The sequence below is a fragment of the Microtetraspora malaysiensis genome (assembly GCF_001528665.1).
Lineage (GTDB): Bacteria > Actinomycetota > Actinomycetes > Streptosporangiales > Streptosporangiaceae > Microtetraspora_A > Microtetraspora_A malaysiensis.
Genome location: NZ_BBYJ01000011.1, coordinates 16455 through 32526, shown reverse-complemented (window position 1 = coordinate 32526; position 16072 = coordinate 16455). Strand labels below are relative to the sequence as shown.

Below are 16072 nucleotides of genomic sequence, written 5' to 3'. Positions count from 1 at the left end.
GGTTCAGTCCTCCTCGCTCGTGCCGGGACCCGCGACGGAACCGTCCAGCGTGCCCGCGCCGTACAGGGTGACGACGCAGGCGCCGCCGAGCCCGAGATTGTGTTGCAGGCCGATCCGCGCGCCGTCCACCTGGCGGGCGCCGGCCTCGCCGCGGAGCTGCCAGGTCAGCTCCGCGCACTGCGCCAGGCCGGTCGCGCCCAGCGGGTGCCCCTTGGAGATGAGGCCACCGGACGGATTGACCACCCATCGGCCCCCGTACGTCGTGGCGCCGGACTCGGCGAGCGTGCCGCCCTCGCCCTCGGGGCACATGCCAAGCGCCTCGTAGGTGAGGATCTCGTTGATCGAGAAGCAGTCGTGCAGCTCGATCACGTCGACGTCGCCGATGCCGAGCCCGGACCGGGCAAAGACCCGGCGGGCGGCCGCGCGGGTCATCGGGGCGCCGACGACGTCGATGTGGGAGCGCGTGGCGAACGCCTCCTCGGTGTCGGTGGTCATGGCCTGGGCGAGGATCTCGACCGCCCGGCCCTCCAGCCCGTGCTCGCGTACGTACCGTTCGCCGACGACGACCGCGGCGGCGGCGCCGTCGGAGGTCGGCGAGCACTGTGAGCGGGTGAGCGGCTCGTGGATCGGCTTGTCACCGAGCACCTGCTCCAGCGTGTACGCGCTCTGGAACTGCGCGTACGGGTTGTGCACCGAGTGCCGGTGGTTCTTGACCGCGACGGAGGCGATCTGCGCGGCGGTCGTGCCGTGCCGCTCCATGTGCTCGCGCGCGGCGTTGCCGAAGAACTGCGCGGTCATCGGCGCGGCGGCCCAGCCGTAGGTGGAGACGAGCACCTCCAGATGCCGGTCCACGGTCGTCACCTTGGGCATCGCGCCGGACGGGTTCAGCGCGTCCCGGGTCATCTTCTCGAAGCCGACTGCGAGGGCGACGTCGGCGAGGCCGGCCTGCACCCACTCCCGCGCCAGCATCAGCGCGGAGGAGCCGGTGGCGCAGTTGTTGTTGACGTTGACGATCGGGATGCCGGTCAGGCCGACGTCGTAGAGGGCGCGCTGACCGGCGGTCGAGGTGCCGAACACGTAGCCGGCGGCGGCGCGCTCCACCGCCTCGTAACCGATTCCGGCGTCGGCCAGGGCCGCGCCGACCGCCTCCCCGACCATGTCGGGGTACTCCCATTCACGGGTTTCGATCTTCTCGAACTTCGTCATCCCGACGCCGATGACGAACGTCCTCTCGCTCATGTCAGGTCTTCCTTCGTCCGGGGGCGGCAGCCCTTAACAGGCGCGGGCACGGGGTCGCGGGCGGGGCACGGTGCTCGTCGGTGAGTCCGATGCGCATGGGGCTCTCAGATCCGTTCGATGACGGTCGCCGTGGCGTGGGCGCCGCCCGCGCACATGGTGATCAGCGCGGTGGACCGTCCGGTCCGTTCGAGCTCGTGCAGCGCCTGGGTGATCAGGCGGGCGCCGGTGGAGCCGACCGCGTGCCCGAGGGCGATGGCGCCGCCGTTCACGTTGACCTTGTCCATGTCGGCCTCGTGGACCCGCGCCCAGGACAGCACGACCGACGCGAACGCCTCGTTGATCTCGACCAGGTCGATGTCGGAGAGCGTCATCCCGGCCGTACGCAGCACGTGCGCGGTCGCCTCCACCGGGCCGTCGAGGTGGTAGTGCGGGTCGGAGCCGACCATGCCGGAGGCGACGATCCGGGCCCGCGGCCGCAGGCCGAGCGCCGCCGCCTTCTCCGCGCTCATCAGCAGCACGGCGGCGGCGCCGTCGCTGATCTGTGAGGAGTTCCCGGCCGTGTGGACGCCGTCGGGGATCACGGGGGCGAGCTTGGCCAGCGCCTCGGGGCTGGTCTCGCGCAGCCCCTGGTCGCGGGCGACGAGGGCGGTCTCCCCCGTCGGTCCGTCCGGGCCCGTCACGGGCGCCTCGATCGGGATGATCTGCCCGTCGAACCGTCCCTCGGCCCACGCGGCGGCGGCGCGCCGCTGCGACTCCAGGCCGAAGGCGTCCACGTCGGCGCGGGTGATGCCGCGGCGGCGCGCGATCCGCTCGGCGGCGGTGAACTGGTCGGGCAGGTCGAGGGACCAGTCCTCCGGGTAGGGGCTGCCGGTCTCGGGGGTGCGCGCCTGCCCGAGGAAGACGCGGCTCATCGACTCGACGCCGCAGCCGATGCCCGCGTCGATCGCGCCGGAGGCGATCAGGCCCGCGACCAGATGCACGGCCTGCTGAGAGGACCCGCAGGCGCAGTCGATCGTCGTGCACGCCGTCTGGTACGGCAGACCGGCGTGCAGCCACGCCTGACGGGTGACGTTGTTCGACTGCTCGCCCGCCTGGGTGACGCAGCCGCCGATCACCTGTCCGATCTGGCCGGGCGCGACGCCCGTACGGTCGAGCAGGCCCTTGTGGACGCGCCCGAGCAGATCGGCGGGGTGCAGACCGGACAGGGCGCCCCGGCGCTTGCCGACCGGCGTGCGGGCGGCGTCGACGATGACGGCCTCAGCCATGGGGTTCTCCTCGATTCAGTGGTTTCCCGTCCACGCCGGCCCTTTCAGGCAGGCCTGGCGGCGACACTAGAATCAATTCTTGTTCGCCACAATGTTCGTGTCCCGGTGAGTGGCAACCACAGGTCGGGGCCGGCAATCTCCCTCCACTGAGTGGGACGCCACCTCGGCCGAAATTAGAATACGTACTAGTTTTATGCCCTCATATCGTGATCGGACAGGAGCAGGGACATGAGCCCGAACGTCAGCCTGGAGGGCAGGACCGCCGTCGTCACCGGCGCGGGTGCCGGACTCGGCCGCAGCGAGGCGCTCGCGCTCGCCGCGTGCGGCGCGAACGTCGTCGTGAACGACATGGGACCGGCCGCCGACGAGGTCGTGGCCGAGATCGAGGCGCTCGGGCGGAAGGCCGTCGCGGTGACCGGCGACGTGAGCGAGTGGGCCCTGGGCGACCGCCTGGTCCGCACCGCGGTGGACGCGTTCGGCGGCCTCGACATCCTGGTCAACAACGCGGGCGTGCTCCGCGACAAGATGCTCTTCAACCTGACCGAGTCCGACTGGGACGACGTCGTCCGCGTCCACCTCAAGGGGCACGCGGCGGTGTCCCGCGCCGCGGCCGCGTACTGGCGCGAGACGAGCAAGGCCGCGGGCGGGCCGGTCTATGGCCGCGTGATCAACACCTCGTCCGAGGCGTTCCTCTTCGGCTCGGCGGGCCAGCCGAACTACTCGGCGGCCAAGGCGGGCATCGTCGCGCTGACCCTCTCGACCGCCCAGGGCCTGTCGAGGTACGGCGTGCGCGCCAACGCGATCTGCCCGCGCGCCCGCACCGGCATGACCGCGCACGTGTTCGCCGACGGCGGGAACGCCCCCGGCGGCCTGGACGTCCTGGCGCCCGAGCGGGTGGGCACGTTCGTCGGCTACCTCGCCTCCCCCGCCGCCGCCGAGATCAACGGCCAGGTGTTCGTGGTGTACGGCGACATGGTCGCGCTCATGGCCGCCCCGACGGTCGAGCGGAAGTTCACCGCCGCCGACGGCGTCTTCTCGGTCGAGGAACTCGACGCGCAGCTCACGCCCTACTTCGACGGCCGCGGCCCATACCGGAACTTCGCGGCCTACAGCGTCGCCGAACTCGACATGACCGGGATCCCGAACGCCGCCGCGGCAAAGAAGTAACCGCAGCGTAGGGAGTTTCTGCCGACCGCCTCACCGAGGGTCCAGCAGTTGGCCGTCTCCTCGACCACCATCATTGCTTCGATCATGTTCCGGCAGGTCGTCCGGTTTCCCGACGGGGAAGCAGCCGGCGAGCCGGGCCATCAACTCCTCGAAACAGGCCGGCCAGCGTTCATGCATCACGGTGATCTTTGCGGCCGCCGTGTCTGGATCTGTTCTCACAAACGATCACAATGCTGGTGGCCGTTCTCATGTCGCGAGCACCCCCGCGATCACCACATCCTCACGATCTCGATCTACAGCTGCCGTATCAGTAGACGTCCGGGCCGCGCACGGTGGCCTCGGCTCCGCCGTCCACGTACACGACCTGCCCCGCCATGTGGGTGTTCGCCGGGCTGATCAGCCAACGCAACGCCTCGCCGATCGCCTCGGGCCGGGCGTGCCCGTTGAGGGGCATGGGGACGGCGGTCGCCATGACCGCGCGCATCGCCTCGTCCGCGAAGAGCGGCGCCGTCATCGGCGTGAGCACGATGCCCGGGGCGATCGCGTTGAGCGAGATGCCCGTGCCCGCCCACCCGGGCGTGACCGCGACGCGGCGCAGCCACCGCGCCAGCGCCGACTTGGACGACGGGTAGAGCAGCGCCCCCGCCCCGCGCTCGATCGCCCGCTCCGCCAGCGCGACCGCGGCGTCCTCGTCGCCTTCCAGGCAGGCCGCCACCACGTCCGGGTCCACCGGCTGGATGCCGCCGGCGATCGAGCACACCACGGCGGCGCGCGGCGCGGGGGCGGCGGCGAGCACCGGACGCAGCCCCTCCAGCAGGGCGACGACGCCGAAGTAGTTCACCCGCACCGTCAGCGGGGTGCCCCCGGCGACACCCGCGCAGGCGACCACGCCGTCGAGCGCGCCGCCGGCCAGCCGCAGCACCGACTCCACGGCCAGCGCCCGCCCGTCCCGGGTGCCGAGGTCCGCGCACACGTCGGCGTCCTTCAGATCGATCCCGATCACCTGGTCGCCCTGCTCGCGCAGCAGTCCGGCCAGTGCCCTGCCGATGCCCGACGCTGAACCACTGACGGCGATCTTCCGTGTCATTCGTCCGCTCCCCTTCCGAGTCGTGCCCGGTAGCCTCGGACGATAGCCGTACGGCGGGCCGCCTGACAGCGGATCCCGGTCATCAGGACGGCCGGAACGGCTCAGCCGTCGGAGAAGATGATCCCGACCGCCCGACAGGCGCGCACGGTGAGCCCACGGCAGTCGAAGGACTCCGCCTGCGGCACGCAACCACCACCGCGAGCACCCAGTCCTCGGACTCCCCTCCCCCGCCGTCGACGAAGAACCGCTTGGCCATGGTCGGCGCGCCCATACGGTGGGCGATCGTCATCACTCCGCACCGGCAGCGCCAGCGGATCCGGGCTCATCACCGGCAAGGGAATTACTGACTACAGCAACCGCGAATATCCTGGTTTAGCGCCTCCCCCATGCAGGGCGACAACTGGTGGGCCGAGAATCCTCCACCGCTCACGCAGCACGCGTAACCCACGCAAATGTCCGCGGCCGGGCGCTCGTCCGGGATCGGCGTCGGCTCGATGCTGGCGGCAGCGCGGCTGGACCATCCCGGCGCGCGATGCCGGCGGGGTTGATCGCGAACACGGTGGCGGCGATGCTGTGGGCGTGGAGTACGTGTCCAGAGTGCCGCGACCGCCGCTGGACGGGCTGATCGACGACCTTTACTACCTGGAGGGTGCGCCGCCGTACGCCCGGCTGACGCTGCCGCCGATGCCGTCGGCGTTGCTCATCGTCAACCTCGGGGCGCCGTTCCGCATCCGCGCCGGCACCGACATCGAGACGGCCGAGTACGCCGACGGCTGCGTGGTCACCATGCCCACCCGCGCGTTGGAGTTCGGCTACCCACTCCGGACCCGGTCCGTCGGCGTGCACTTCAAGCCGTGGGGGCTGGCGCCGTTCCTGCCGATGCCCGCGGCCGAGCTGTGTGACCGGCCGGTGACGGTAGAGCAGGTTTGGGGCCGGCCCGCCATTGCTGAGCTGCGAGACCGGCTGGCCACGGCGGACGGACCGCACGAGATGCTGACGCTGCTCGAGGAGGAGCTAATGCGACGGCTGTGCGAGACCGCCGGCCTGGGGCTGGTCCGCCATACGAGCAGTGTCATCGCGGCGACCAGCGGGGCGGTGGCGATCGGCGACCTGAGGGTGGCAGCCGGTGTCAGCAGCACTCATCTGGCACAGCGGTTCAAGGAGCTCATCGGCGTCACGCCGAAGCGGCTGGCCCGCACCTACCGCTTCGCCGCCATCGTTTTCGCGATCAACCCCGCCGGACCGATCGACTGGGGCGACCTCGCCGGTGGCGCAGGCTACTTCGACCAGGCCCACTTCGGCCACGAGTTCCGGGCGTTCACCGGGCTCACGCCGACCCGGTACGTCGAAGTCCGGCGGCGGTTCCTGCGCGAACATCCCGGCCACGTGCTGGACAGCTGGCCGCTGCCGGCCGATTGATTTCTTACAAGAAGCGACAGCTCACGACACGCTAATTTGGGGGCACCCCAAAGCAGAGGAGAGCCCCGTGGGCAAGGTGGTCATGTACAGCTCGGTGTCGGTGGACGGCTTCGTCGCGGACGAGAATGACCAGCCCGGACCGCTGTTCGACTGGTTGTCCAGCGGTGACGTCCCGTTGGACGAGAGCGGCGAGGTGAAGGTGTCGCAGACCTCCTACGACTACACCCGGCCGTACTGGGACCAGATCGGGGCGACAGTCGTCGGCCGCCACGTCTTCGACATGACGGACGGCTGGGACGGGAAGCCTCCGGGCGGGATCGATCACGTGGTCGTCGTGACGCACCGGCCGGAGCCCGAGGGCTGGGACCCCGAGGCGCCGTTTCACTTCGTCGACGGCGTCGAGGCAGCCGTGGCCAAGGCGCAGGAGCTTGCGGGTGACCGCATGGTCGAGGTCGCCGCCGGCGACGTCGGTGGCCAGGTGCTTGCCGCAGGCCTGATCGACGAGGTGCGCATGGACGTCGTACCCGTCGTGTTCGGGTCCGGCAAGCGCTACTTCGGGTCGGTCCACGCGCAGCACATGTTGGAGGATCCTGAGGTGGTGATTCAGGGCAACCGGGTGCTTCACCTGCGCTATCAGGTGCGCCGTTGACCGATCTGAGCGGGTACGCGAAGAAGTCCACTGCGAACGGTGACACAAGATCGGGCCTCCGGCTGCGTTTGCGCATCGCTGCCCCTGGTTGGGCAGCCGACGCCGATCCGCCCCAGCACCTCACCTGCGGCAAGTTCAACTCAAGATCACTGGTTGCCGGTTTCCGTCGTATCTTTGGCCGACCCCCAGGAAGAGCGGCTTTTCACCAATACAGGGTGTAGTCGGGGTCTGAATCCGCCTGTCTAGGGATCGGGCGATGTAGTTGGTGAGGTTGCGGAAGCCGAGGGTGGAGCCGCGCAGGTGCTCCAGGCGGCCGTTGATCGCTTCGGTTGGACCGTTGCTGGTGCCGGGCCGGTCGAAGTAGGCCAGTACGTCAGCGGCTCGCTTGCTCAGGGTGCGGCCGAGCTTGGCGATCTCGACCAGCGGCCTGGGGACGCCGGCGCTGAGCGACTCGATCAGCTTGACCATCAGCTCGCGGCCCGCGGCTGGGTCGGGGTGCCGGTAGGCGGCGATCATCCGCTGGCAGATGCCCCAGGTGGCCTCGACCTCGACGTGCTCATCGATGGCGAACAGGGCGGTGAGTCGGGCGGCCTGCTTGTCGGTGAGCAGGTCGGCACCGGTGTGCAGGGTTCGCCGGGCACGGTAGAGCGGGTCGTTCTTACGGCCGCGGCGGCCGCGGGTGGTCTGCTGAACGCGGCGGCGGCAGTCGTTGAGGGCGTCGTCGGCAAGGCGCACCACGTGGAAGGGGTCCGTCACCGCGACCGCGGCGGGGATCTCCTCAGCGGCGGCGGTCTTGAAGCCGGTGAACCCGTCCATCGCGACGACCTCCACGGCCTCGCGCCACGCCTGGGGGCGCTGGGTAAGTCAGGCCTTGAACGCGGCCTTGGAGCGGCCCGGGATTATGTCCAGCAGCCTCGCTGGATGCGTACCGGCGCGCACCGGCGTGAGGTCGATGATCACGGTGACGTACTTGTCCCCGCGGCGGGTGTGGCGCCACACGTGCTCATCGACCCCGATGACCTTCACACCGTTCAACCGGCCGGGATCGTTGATCAGCACCCGTCGGCCCTCGGCCAGGACCGCGTCGTTGGCGGTGTTCCACGCGACGCCAAGCCCTTGGGTGACGCGAGCGATGCTCAAGTGCTGACACACGATCGCCTCCAGCGCCCAGGCCAGTCCACGACGCGACAGCCTGGCCCACGGCTCGGCCGCGCGGCTGGTGTCCTGGCGCCACACATGCCCACACCCGGTGCACCGGTATCGGCGGATCGTCACCAGCAGGGTGGTCGGTCGCCGGCCCAGCGGCTCGTGCGCCAGCTCCCGCGTGACGGTGTCCCGGGGTCTTCCTGCACACCCGCAGCGTCGGCACCAGCCCTCGGTGCCGTCATCGGCCTCCAGGACCCGGCACGCCAGGACCGCGCGATCGGGCTCCAGACGCTGGCCGACCACGACCAGGCCGAGCTCATCCAGGCGGCAGAACGTGGTCAGGTCAGGGCAGCCGAAGGTAGCGTCAGGCACGTTGAGGTCTTCCAGATGGGCGGCGTAGGAACCTCCATCCTCGGAAGACCTCCACACCTACCCCGGGACCGACGCGCCAGCCACCATCCAACCAGCGACCACACCCTCAACTGTGAAGAGCCATCAAAATGCCGCGCCAAAGGGCATTTCGCTCCAATTCTTGGATCCGCAGACGCTCGCGCGGGTTCAACCCGATCGAGGACTGCAGGAATTGGACGCACAGGCCCTTGCGGCGCCCCCTCAGGCGTCGGCGGCGTTGGAGCGGGGGGCGAGCAGCAGCCGGGAGGCGAGCCGGATGTCGCTCTCCATGTCCGGGATCGAGGCCCGGCCGTTGAGGCTCGACTGCAGCACGCCGTACCAGCACTGCATGAGCAGCCGGACGAGCGTGACGTCCTGGGCGGTGGGGTCGTCGATGCCGAGGGCCCGCAGCACGATGTCGCGGAACGTGCTGTCGATCCGGCCCGCGTCGGGGACCGCCGCGGCGGTGGCGGCGTTGGCGGAGTTGAGCATCGCGGTCGCCAGCGCGGGCCGGCTCAGCAACTGCCTGCTCGCGCTCACCAGCAGGTCGCCGACCGCGTCCTCGGGGCTCACGCCGGGCTTGGGCCGGGTGACGGTCTCGTTGAACCGGTCGATCTGCTCGGCCATCACCGCGGTGAACAGGTGGGTCTTCGACGGGAAGTAGCGGTACAGCGTGCCGATCGCGACGCCCGCGGCCTTCGCCACCTCATGCATCTGGACCCGCTCCAGGCCCTTGTCCGCGCCGAAGTGCGCGGCCGCCCGGAGGATGCGCAGATGCCGGGCGCGCTGCTCGGGCGAGCTCGGCTCGGCCGGCGGCCTGACTTCGGCGATTCTCGGCACGGTCTTCCCCCCAGGTGTTTCGACAAGACATTACACACGGCTCCAGGGGGCTCCGTGAATTGGTCCATACCGGTGAGTGGGATGCCATCGCGACGCGGCGGCGGCGCTGGGGTTCCCTGGGCGGACAGCGCGAGATGGTCACGGAAGGACGGACGGCATGGCCGGTACCGGGGTGTGGGACGACGAGTACGACGTGGTGGTCGCGGGCTCCGGCGCCGGGGCGATGACCGGGGCGCTCACCGCCGCGTCGCACGGCCTGCGCACGGTGGTGCTGGAGAAGACCTCCTTGCTCGGCGGCACCTCCGCGTACGCCGGGGCCGCCGTCTGGCTGCCGGGGACCCGGGTCCAGGAGCGGGCGGGCATCGGCGACTCGACCGAGTCGGCGCGCGCCTACCTGCGCGCCCTGCTGGGCGAGGACGCCGACGGCCGGCGGGAGGCGTTCCTGGCCACCGCCCCCGAGGTCGCCGAGTTTCTGGAGCGCGACCCGGCGATCGAGTTCGAGTGGCGTCCCTTCCCCGACTACTACGCGGTCCCCGGCCGCATGGACGCCGGGCGCTCGTTCGTCCCGCTGGACCTGCCCGCCGAGCGCCTGGGCGAGCTCGCCTCCTTGGTGCGCCCGCCGGTGGACCGCGACCGGACCGGACGCGGCCACGCCGGCCCCGCGCTCGCCCAGGGCCGGGCGCTCATCGGCCGGCTGCTGCTCGCACTGACGAACACGGGGAAGGCCACCGTGCGCACCGGCGTCCGGTTCCGCCGCCTCGTCGTCGAGGACGGCCGGGTGACCGGTGTGGAGGTCGACACCGCGGATGGCCCGGCGCGGATCCGCGCGGCGCGCGGGGTGCTGCTGGCTGCGGGCGGCTTCGAGGGAAACGGCGCGATGCGGGCCGAGCACGGCGTCCCCGGCGCGGCCGAGTGGTCGATGGCGCCCGCCGGGGCGAACACCGGCGACCCCATCCTGGCCGCCGTCGCCGCCGGGGCCGCCACCGAGCTGATGGACCAGGCGTGGTGGTGCCCCGGCGTGGCGGACGAGAACGGCCGCGGCTGCTTCACGCTCGGCTTCCGCGGCGGGCTGGTGGTCGACTCGACCGGCCGCCGGTTCGCCAACGAGTCGCTCCCCTACGACCGGATGGGGCGGGAGATGGCCGCCGCGCCCGAGCGGGTGCCCGCGTACCTGGTCTTCGACTCGCGGCACGCGGACGCGCTCCCGGCCATCTCGATCCCGTCCCTCCCCCGCTCGGCCTGGATCGAGGCCGGCTCGCTGGACGAGCTGGCGGAGAAGCTGGGCCTGCCCGCCTCCGCGCTGGCCGCCACGGTCGAGCGGTTCAACGGCTTCGCCCGGGACGGCGTGGACGCCGACTTCAATCGAGGTGAGGACCCCTACGACCAGTTCTTCGCCGGCCGCTCCGAGGGGGCGGGCCCGAACCCCTGCCTGGTCCCGGTGGACCGCCCGCCGTACTTCGCGGCGCGCCTGGTCCTCAGCGACCTCGGCACCAAGGGCGGCCTGCGCACCGACACGGAGGGCCGCGCGCTGGACGGCGCGGGCCGCCCGATCGCCGGGCTGTACGCCGCAGGCAACACCAGCGCGTCCTTCTCGGGGCGGGTCTACCCCGGCCCGGGGGTGCCGATCGGGTCGGCGATGGTCTTCGCCTATCGGGCCGCGCGGGACATGGCCGAAAATATGGCCGAAAACACGGCCGGCGACGTGACCGGTGACCTGGCCGGAAACACGGCAGGAAACACGGCCGGTGACGTGGCCGATGACATGCGGCCGTCCGCACCCCCGGAACCGTCCGGCGACGTGCCGGAGGCGGCCCGCCGGGTCATCACCGTCGATCCGACGGACCTCGACGCGGTGCGCGCCGCCCTGGCCGGCTGGCTGGCCGAACGGCTCGGCGCCGACGGCCCGGTACGGCTGAGCGGGCTGACCCGGCCGGCCCACTCCGGCATGTCGAGCGTCTCGGTCCTGTTCGACGCCGAGTGGACGGTCGCCGGCGAGGAGCGGCGGACGTCCCTGGTCGCCCGGCTGGCGCCCCGGCCGAGCACCTTCCCGGTCTTCCCCGGCTACGACATCCGCCGCCAGTTCGAGGTGATGCGGGCGGTGGCCCGGCACACCGAGGTCCCGGTCCCCGAGGTCCACTGGCTGGAGGAGTCCGGCGACGTCCTCGGCGTGCCGTTCCTCGTGATGAGCCGCGCGGACGGCCGGGTGCCCGTCGACAACCCGCCGTACGTCTTCGACGGGTGGTTACGCGACGCGACCGCGCGGGAGAGGCGCGAGGTCCAGGACTCGGGCGTCGCGGTACTGGCCGGGGTGCACGGGCTGGCGGGGGCCGCCGGCCTGCTTCCCGATCTGGCCGCCGAGGCGGGCGAGGACGCGCTGCGCGGCCACGTCGAGCGGGAGCGCGCCTACTACGAGTGGACCCGCCGCGACGACGGCGTGCGCATCCCGGTGATCGAGGACGCGTTCGCCTGGCTGGAGGAGAACTGGCCGGCCGACCCCGGCCCGCCGGTGCTGCTGTGGGGCGACGCCCGGGTCGGCAACATCGTGTACGGCGGGACCCGCCCCGTCGCCGTGCTCGACTGGGAGATGGCCGCGCTGGGGCCGCGCGAGACGGACCTCGGGTGGTTCGTCTTCCTCCACCGGTTCTTCCAGGACATCGCCGAGGTGCTGGAGGCGCCGGGCCTGCCCGGCTTCTGCCGCCGTTCGGACGTGGTCGAGGAGTACGAGCGGCGCACCGGCCACCGGGTCCGCGACCTCGACTTCTATCTGACGTACGCCGCGCTGCGGCACGCGATCGTCATGTCGCAGATCAGACGCCGGGCCATCCGGTTCGGCGAGGAGACCGCGCCGCCGACCCCCGACGAGTACGTCATGCACCACGCCGCCCTGCGCGACCTCGTCGCCGGAACCTACGCCTGGGAGTGATGGATGAGACCGGTCCCTCTGGACGAGTACCCGATCCACCAGTCGCCGCTGTCGATGGCCCAGGTCGCGGCCACCGACCGCAACTTCTACGACCGGTGCTACTTCAACGCCCACGACCGCACGGGTGAGGTGTTCCTGGTCACCGGGCTCGGCGTGTACCCGAACCTCGGTGTGACCGACGCGTTCGCGACCGTGCGGCGCGGCGGCGAGCAGTGGGCGGTGCGCTTCTCCGACGCCCTCGACGAGCGCTCGCTGGAGGCGCGGGTGGGCGGCTACCGGGTGGAGGTCGTGGAGCCGCTGCGCCGCGTCCGGGTGGTGTGCGAGCCCGCGGACGGCTCCGTGTGCTTCGACCTCACCTGGGAGGGCGCGTTCCCGGCGGTCCTCGAAGACCGGCACATGCTCATGTCGGGGCCGAAGGCGATCCTCGACGCCACCCGGTTCGCGCAGGTCGGCGGCTGGTCGGGCACGCTGAGCGTGGCCGGCGAGGAGCTGCGGGCCGATCCCGAGGTCTGGGTCGGCAGCCGCGACCGGTCGTGGGGCATCCGCCCCGTCGGCGACGCCGACCCCGCCGGACGGCTCGCCGACGAGCCCCTCGCCGGCCACTGGTGGGTGTACGCGCCGCTGCGGTTCGACGACTTCGGCCTGCTCGTCATCGCGCAGGAGTCCGCCGACGGGACCCGCACCCTGAACCACGCCACCCGCGTCTTCCCGGACGGCCGGGTGGAGCAGCTCGGCTGGCCCCGCGTGGAGATCGCGTACGCGAGCGGGACCCGGCACCCGGAGTCCGCGCGCCTGCACCTGACGACGCCCGGCGGGGAGCCGGTGGTGGTCGAGGTCGAGACCCTCACGTCGGTCGCCCTGAGCGTCGGCGCCGGGTACGGCGGCGACCCGGACTGGACGCACGGCCAGTGGCGGGGCCGCGACTGGACGAGCACCTCGAAGTACCACCTCGACGACCCGGCGATCACCTCCCGGCTGCCGTTCGCCACCGTGGACCACGTCGCGCGGGCCACCTGCGGCGGGGCGGTCGGGTGGGGCATGTTCGAGCACGCGAACGTGGGCCGCCACGACCCGAGCGGGTTCGCCGACTGGTTCGCGACGGCCCCCTGACCAGACCGCGGCCCGGTCAGGGGCCGGTCAGGGGCCGATCTCAGATCATGTTGTCCTCGACGGCGAGGCCGAACTCGGCCTTGCCGTACATGGCCAGGGCGCGCTCGACGTCGTTGGCCACGTGGACGCTGCCGGCGTGCGCGTCCCGCCAGGCGCGCTCGATGGGGTTGCCGCGCTGGAGCGAGATCCCCCCGGCGGTCTTGAACAGGATGTCGATCGCCTCCAGCACCCGCTCGGTGGCGCGCACCTGGTCCCGGCGGGCCCGCAGCCGCAGCTCCATCGGGATCTCCACGCCGTCCACGGCGTGCTGGTAGACCTCGCGGACGTTACGGTCCATCTGCAGGATCGCCGCGTCGATCTCCGAGGCGGCCCGGGCCACCGCCACCTGGGCGAACTGGTCCTCGGCGAACCGGCCGCCGCCGAGGCTGAGCCGGACCCGGTCGCGCATCGCGGCGATGTAGGACGCGTAGCAGCCCGCGACCGCGCCGACGACCGCGCCCGTGATCGCGGAGGTGAAGACGGTCGCGAAGGGCATCCGGTACAGCGGGCCGGTGTTCACCTTCTGCCCGGGGCCGCGCAGCTGCGCCTGCTCGTAGTTGCGCATCGTCCGGTACTCCGGGACGAACGCGCGCTCGACGACGATGTCGTTGCTGGCGGTGCCGCGCAGACCGATGACGTCCCAGACCTCCTCGATCCGGTAGTCCGCGCGCGGGACCAGCACGGTCATGAAGTCGACCGGCCGCCCCTCGGCACCCACGATCAGGCCGCCGATCAGCGCCCACGACGCGTGCTCGCAGCCGGAGGAGAACTTCCACCGCCCGGACAGCTCGTAGCCGCCCTCGACCGGGGTCAGCCGCCCCACCGGCGCGTACGACGAGGCCACCAGCGTGTCGGGGTCCGCGCCCCAGACGTCGTCCTGGGCGGCCTCGGCGAACAGGCCGAGCTGCCAGGGGTGGACGCCGAGCACCGCGGCCACCCAGCCGGTCGAGCCGCACACGCCGGAGATCTCGCGCACGACCTCGTAGAACCGCACCGGGTCGCACTCGGCGCCGCCGTACCTGCGCGGCTGCAGCATCCGGAAGACGCCGGCCTTGACGAGTTCCCGGATGCTCTCCGCCGGGACGCGTCCGTTCTCGTCGGTGGACGGGGCCCGTCCCGCGATGGACGGCAGCAGCGTGCGAACCGACTCCAGGACCTCGTTGCTCATGGGGGCGTCTCCGTGTCACTTTCATCGAATGGGGTGTTCGTGATGAGTGCCTCCATGATGGTCCTTCCGGGTTCGCGACCACGACCCGGGGCATCCCGCCCACTGGGACTCCCCGTCCGCCGCCGGTCCGGGCGACCTACCTTTCCCATGGAGAGAACCCGCGTTCCGAAGGGTGGGGTCAACAGTGACCGCAGTGGATTCCCGACACGACGACGTGCGCGCGATCGAGGCCGAGGCCGCGCCGGCACGGTTCGCCCGCGGATGGCACTGCCTGGGGTTGTCCAGCACGTTCGCGGACGGGAAACCGCACACCGTCAACGCCTTCGGCCAGAAGCTCGTGGTCTTCCAGAGCGGCGACGGCAAGGTGAACGTCCTCGACGCGTACTGCCGGCACATGGGCGGCGACCTGTCCCAGGGCACCGTCAAGGGCAACGAGATCGCCTGCCCGTTCCACGACTGGCGCTGGGGCGGCGACGGCAAGTGCAAGAGCATCCCGTACTCGCGCCGGGTACCGCTGCGCGCCCGTACCGCCGCCTGGATCACCATGCGGCAGGACGGCCTGCTGTTCCTCTGGAACGACCCGGAGGGCAACCCGCCGCCCCCGGACGTGACGATCCCGGTCATCGAAGGGGCGACGCGCGACGACTGGACCGACTGGGTCTGGTCCGAGACGATCGTCAACACGAACTGCCGCGAGGTCGTGGACAACGTCGTCGACATGGCGCACTTCTTCTACGTCCACTACTCGTTCCCGACGTACTTCAAGAACATCTTCGAGGGGCACACGGCGACCCAGATCATGAAGGGCATGGGCCGCCCGGACACCCGCCCGCCGGCGAGGAACGGCGAGCCGCAGCTGCTGGGCAACACCTCGGTGGCGTCCTACCACGGGCCGTCGTTCATGATCGACGACCTGACGTACCACTACGAGGGCCTGGACATCAAGTCGGTGCTGATCAACGCGCACTACCCGATCGACGCGAACTCGTTCGTGCTGCACTCGGGCATCATCGTGCAGCGCACGGACGCGCTTCCGGGTGAGGCCGCCGACGCGATGGCGCGCAAGATGAGCGACTTCATCCTCAAGGGTTTCGACCAGGACATCCAGATCTGGAAGAACAAGACCAGGATCGACAACCCGCTGCTGTGCGAGGAGGACGGCCCGGTCTACCAGCTCCGCCGCTGGTACGAACAGTTCTACGTGGACGTCGCCGACGTCACGCCGGAGATGGTCGAGCGCTTCGAGCACGAGCTGGACACCGCACGCCCGGTCGAGGCGTGGCGCAAGGAGGTCGAGGAGAACATCGCCCGCAGGGCCGCCGAGAGCCGGCCGGCATGACGGTCCGGCAGGACAACCGGCTGCTGGACGCGCCGATGGTGCCGGTGGGGTGCCGCCAGTGCGGCGCCCGGGTTCAGGTGCGCAAGTCGAGCTGGCAGCAGACCAGCATCCAGTGGGACACCGAGGCCATGGACACCTGCCTGGAACGGCGCGCCGGCCCGGACGGCGGCCGTTTCACCGCGTGCGAGGCGCTGCGGGAGACCATCGCGCGGGCCGCGCTCAACGGCCACGTCCCCGTGCCGGACGACCACTACGGCCCGGTGGCGACCGTCCCGGAAACGCCCTGACGGT

General features: G+C 71.4%; 12 protein-coding genes and 1 pseudogene. 7 read left to right on the top strand and 6 right to left on the bottom strand.

All coding sequences use genetic code 11. The annotated features are described in order from the left end of the window. Positions 1-3: 3 nt before the first annotated feature. Both AWQ71_RS15200 and AWQ71_RS15195 read right to left on the bottom strand, forming a co-directional pair. Positions 4-1239 carry a lipid-transfer protein gene (locus AWQ71_RS15200; protein WP_067133266.1) on the bottom strand — a complete coding sequence of 412 codons (1236 nt, stop codon included), beginning with the start codon at positions 1237-1239 and terminating at the stop codon, positions 4-6. Positions 1240-1343: 104 nt separating this feature from the next. Further along, positions 1344-2504, bottom strand: a complete 1161-nt coding sequence (locus AWQ71_RS15195; RefSeq protein ID WP_067133263.1) for a steroid 3-ketoacyl-CoA thiolase — start codon at positions 2502-2504, stop codon at positions 1344-1346. A 228-nt stretch (positions 2505-2732) separates the two neighbouring features. Here AWQ71_RS15195 and AWQ71_RS15190 point away from each other — a divergent pair, with 228 nt between their 5' ends. Further along, on the top strand, positions 2733-3671 hold the full coding sequence (locus AWQ71_RS15190; RefSeq protein WP_067133260.1) for a 3-oxoacyl-ACP reductase: 939 nt from the start codon (positions 2733-2735) through the stop codon (positions 3669-3671). Between the two features lie 307 nt (positions 3672-3978). Here AWQ71_RS15190 and AWQ71_RS15185 read toward each other — a convergent pair whose 3' ends face one another. Beyond that, positions 3979-4758 (bottom strand): SDR family oxidoreductase, encoded by a 780-nt coding sequence (locus tag AWQ71_RS15185; RefSeq protein ID WP_067133258.1) that lies wholly within the window; start codon positions 4756-4758, stop codon positions 3979-3981. A 579-nt stretch (positions 4759-5337) separates the two neighbouring features. Here AWQ71_RS15185 and AWQ71_RS15180 point away from each other — a divergent pair. Together AWQ71_RS15180 and AWQ71_RS15175 are read left to right on the top strand one after the other, a co-directional pair. Further along, positions 5338-6177 carry a helix-turn-helix domain-containing protein gene (locus AWQ71_RS15180; protein ID WP_218001793.1) on the top strand — a complete coding sequence of 280 codons (840 nt, stop codon included), beginning with the start codon at positions 5338-5340 and terminating at the stop codon, positions 6175-6177. Positions 6178-6244: 67 nt separating this feature from the next. After that, positions 6245-6826 (top strand): dihydrofolate reductase family protein, encoded by a 582-nt coding sequence (locus tag AWQ71_RS15175; RefSeq protein ID WP_067133255.1) that lies wholly within the window; start codon positions 6245-6247, stop codon positions 6824-6826. Between the two features lie 146 nt (positions 6827-6972). Here AWQ71_RS15175 and AWQ71_RS15170 read toward each other — a convergent pair. Then, positions 6973-8344: pseudogene (locus AWQ71_RS15170) on the bottom strand (ISL3 family transposase). A 240-nt stretch (positions 8345-8584) separates the two neighbouring features. Beyond that, on the bottom strand, positions 8585-9202 hold the full coding sequence (locus tag AWQ71_RS15165) for a TetR/AcrR family transcriptional regulator (RefSeq protein WP_067133252.1): 618 nt from the start codon (positions 9200-9202) through the stop codon (positions 8585-8587). A gap of 157 nt (positions 9203-9359) precedes the next feature. On the opposite strand from AWQ71_RS15165, the gene AWQ71_RS43825 reads away from it, so the two are divergent. Beyond that, complete coding sequence (locus AWQ71_RS43825) at positions 9360-12125, top strand: FAD-binding protein (RefSeq protein WP_245658299.1); 2766 nt, start codon at positions 9360-9362, stop codon at positions 12123-12125. A 3-nt stretch (positions 12126-12128) separates the two neighbouring features. Then, positions 12129-13235 carry an Rv3169 family protein gene (locus AWQ71_RS15155; protein ID WP_067133249.1) on the top strand — a complete coding sequence of 369 codons (1107 nt, stop codon included), beginning with the start codon at positions 12129-12131 and terminating at the stop codon, positions 13233-13235. Between the two features lie 40 nt (positions 13236-13275). On the opposite strand, the gene hsaA is transcribed toward AWQ71_RS15155, so the two are convergent. After that, entirely contained in the window at positions 13276-14442 is a 1167-nt protein-coding gene (gene hsaA, locus AWQ71_RS15150) for a 3-hydroxy-9,10-secoandrosta-1,3,5(10)-triene-9,17-dione monooxygenase oxygenase subunit (RefSeq protein ID WP_067133246.1), read from the bottom strand. A 193-nt stretch (positions 14443-14635) separates the two neighbouring features. Between hsaA and AWQ71_RS15145 the strand changes: the two genes are divergently transcribed. Together AWQ71_RS15145 and AWQ71_RS15140 are read left to right on the top strand one after the other, a co-directional pair. After that, the gene (locus AWQ71_RS15145; RefSeq protein WP_067133806.1) at positions 14636-15781 is read left to right on the top strand and encodes a 3-ketosteroid-9-alpha-monooxygenase, oxygenase component; all 1146 of its coding nucleotides are present in this window, start codon (positions 14636-14638) and stop codon (positions 15779-15781) included. Then, a complete protein-coding gene (locus tag AWQ71_RS15140) occupies positions 15778-16068 on the top strand; it encodes a hypothetical protein (protein ID WP_067133243.1) in 291 nt (96 codons plus the stop codon). Before AWQ71_RS15145 ends, AWQ71_RS15140 begins: the two co-directional genes overlap by 4 nt. Positions 16069-16072 lie beyond the last annotated feature (4 nt).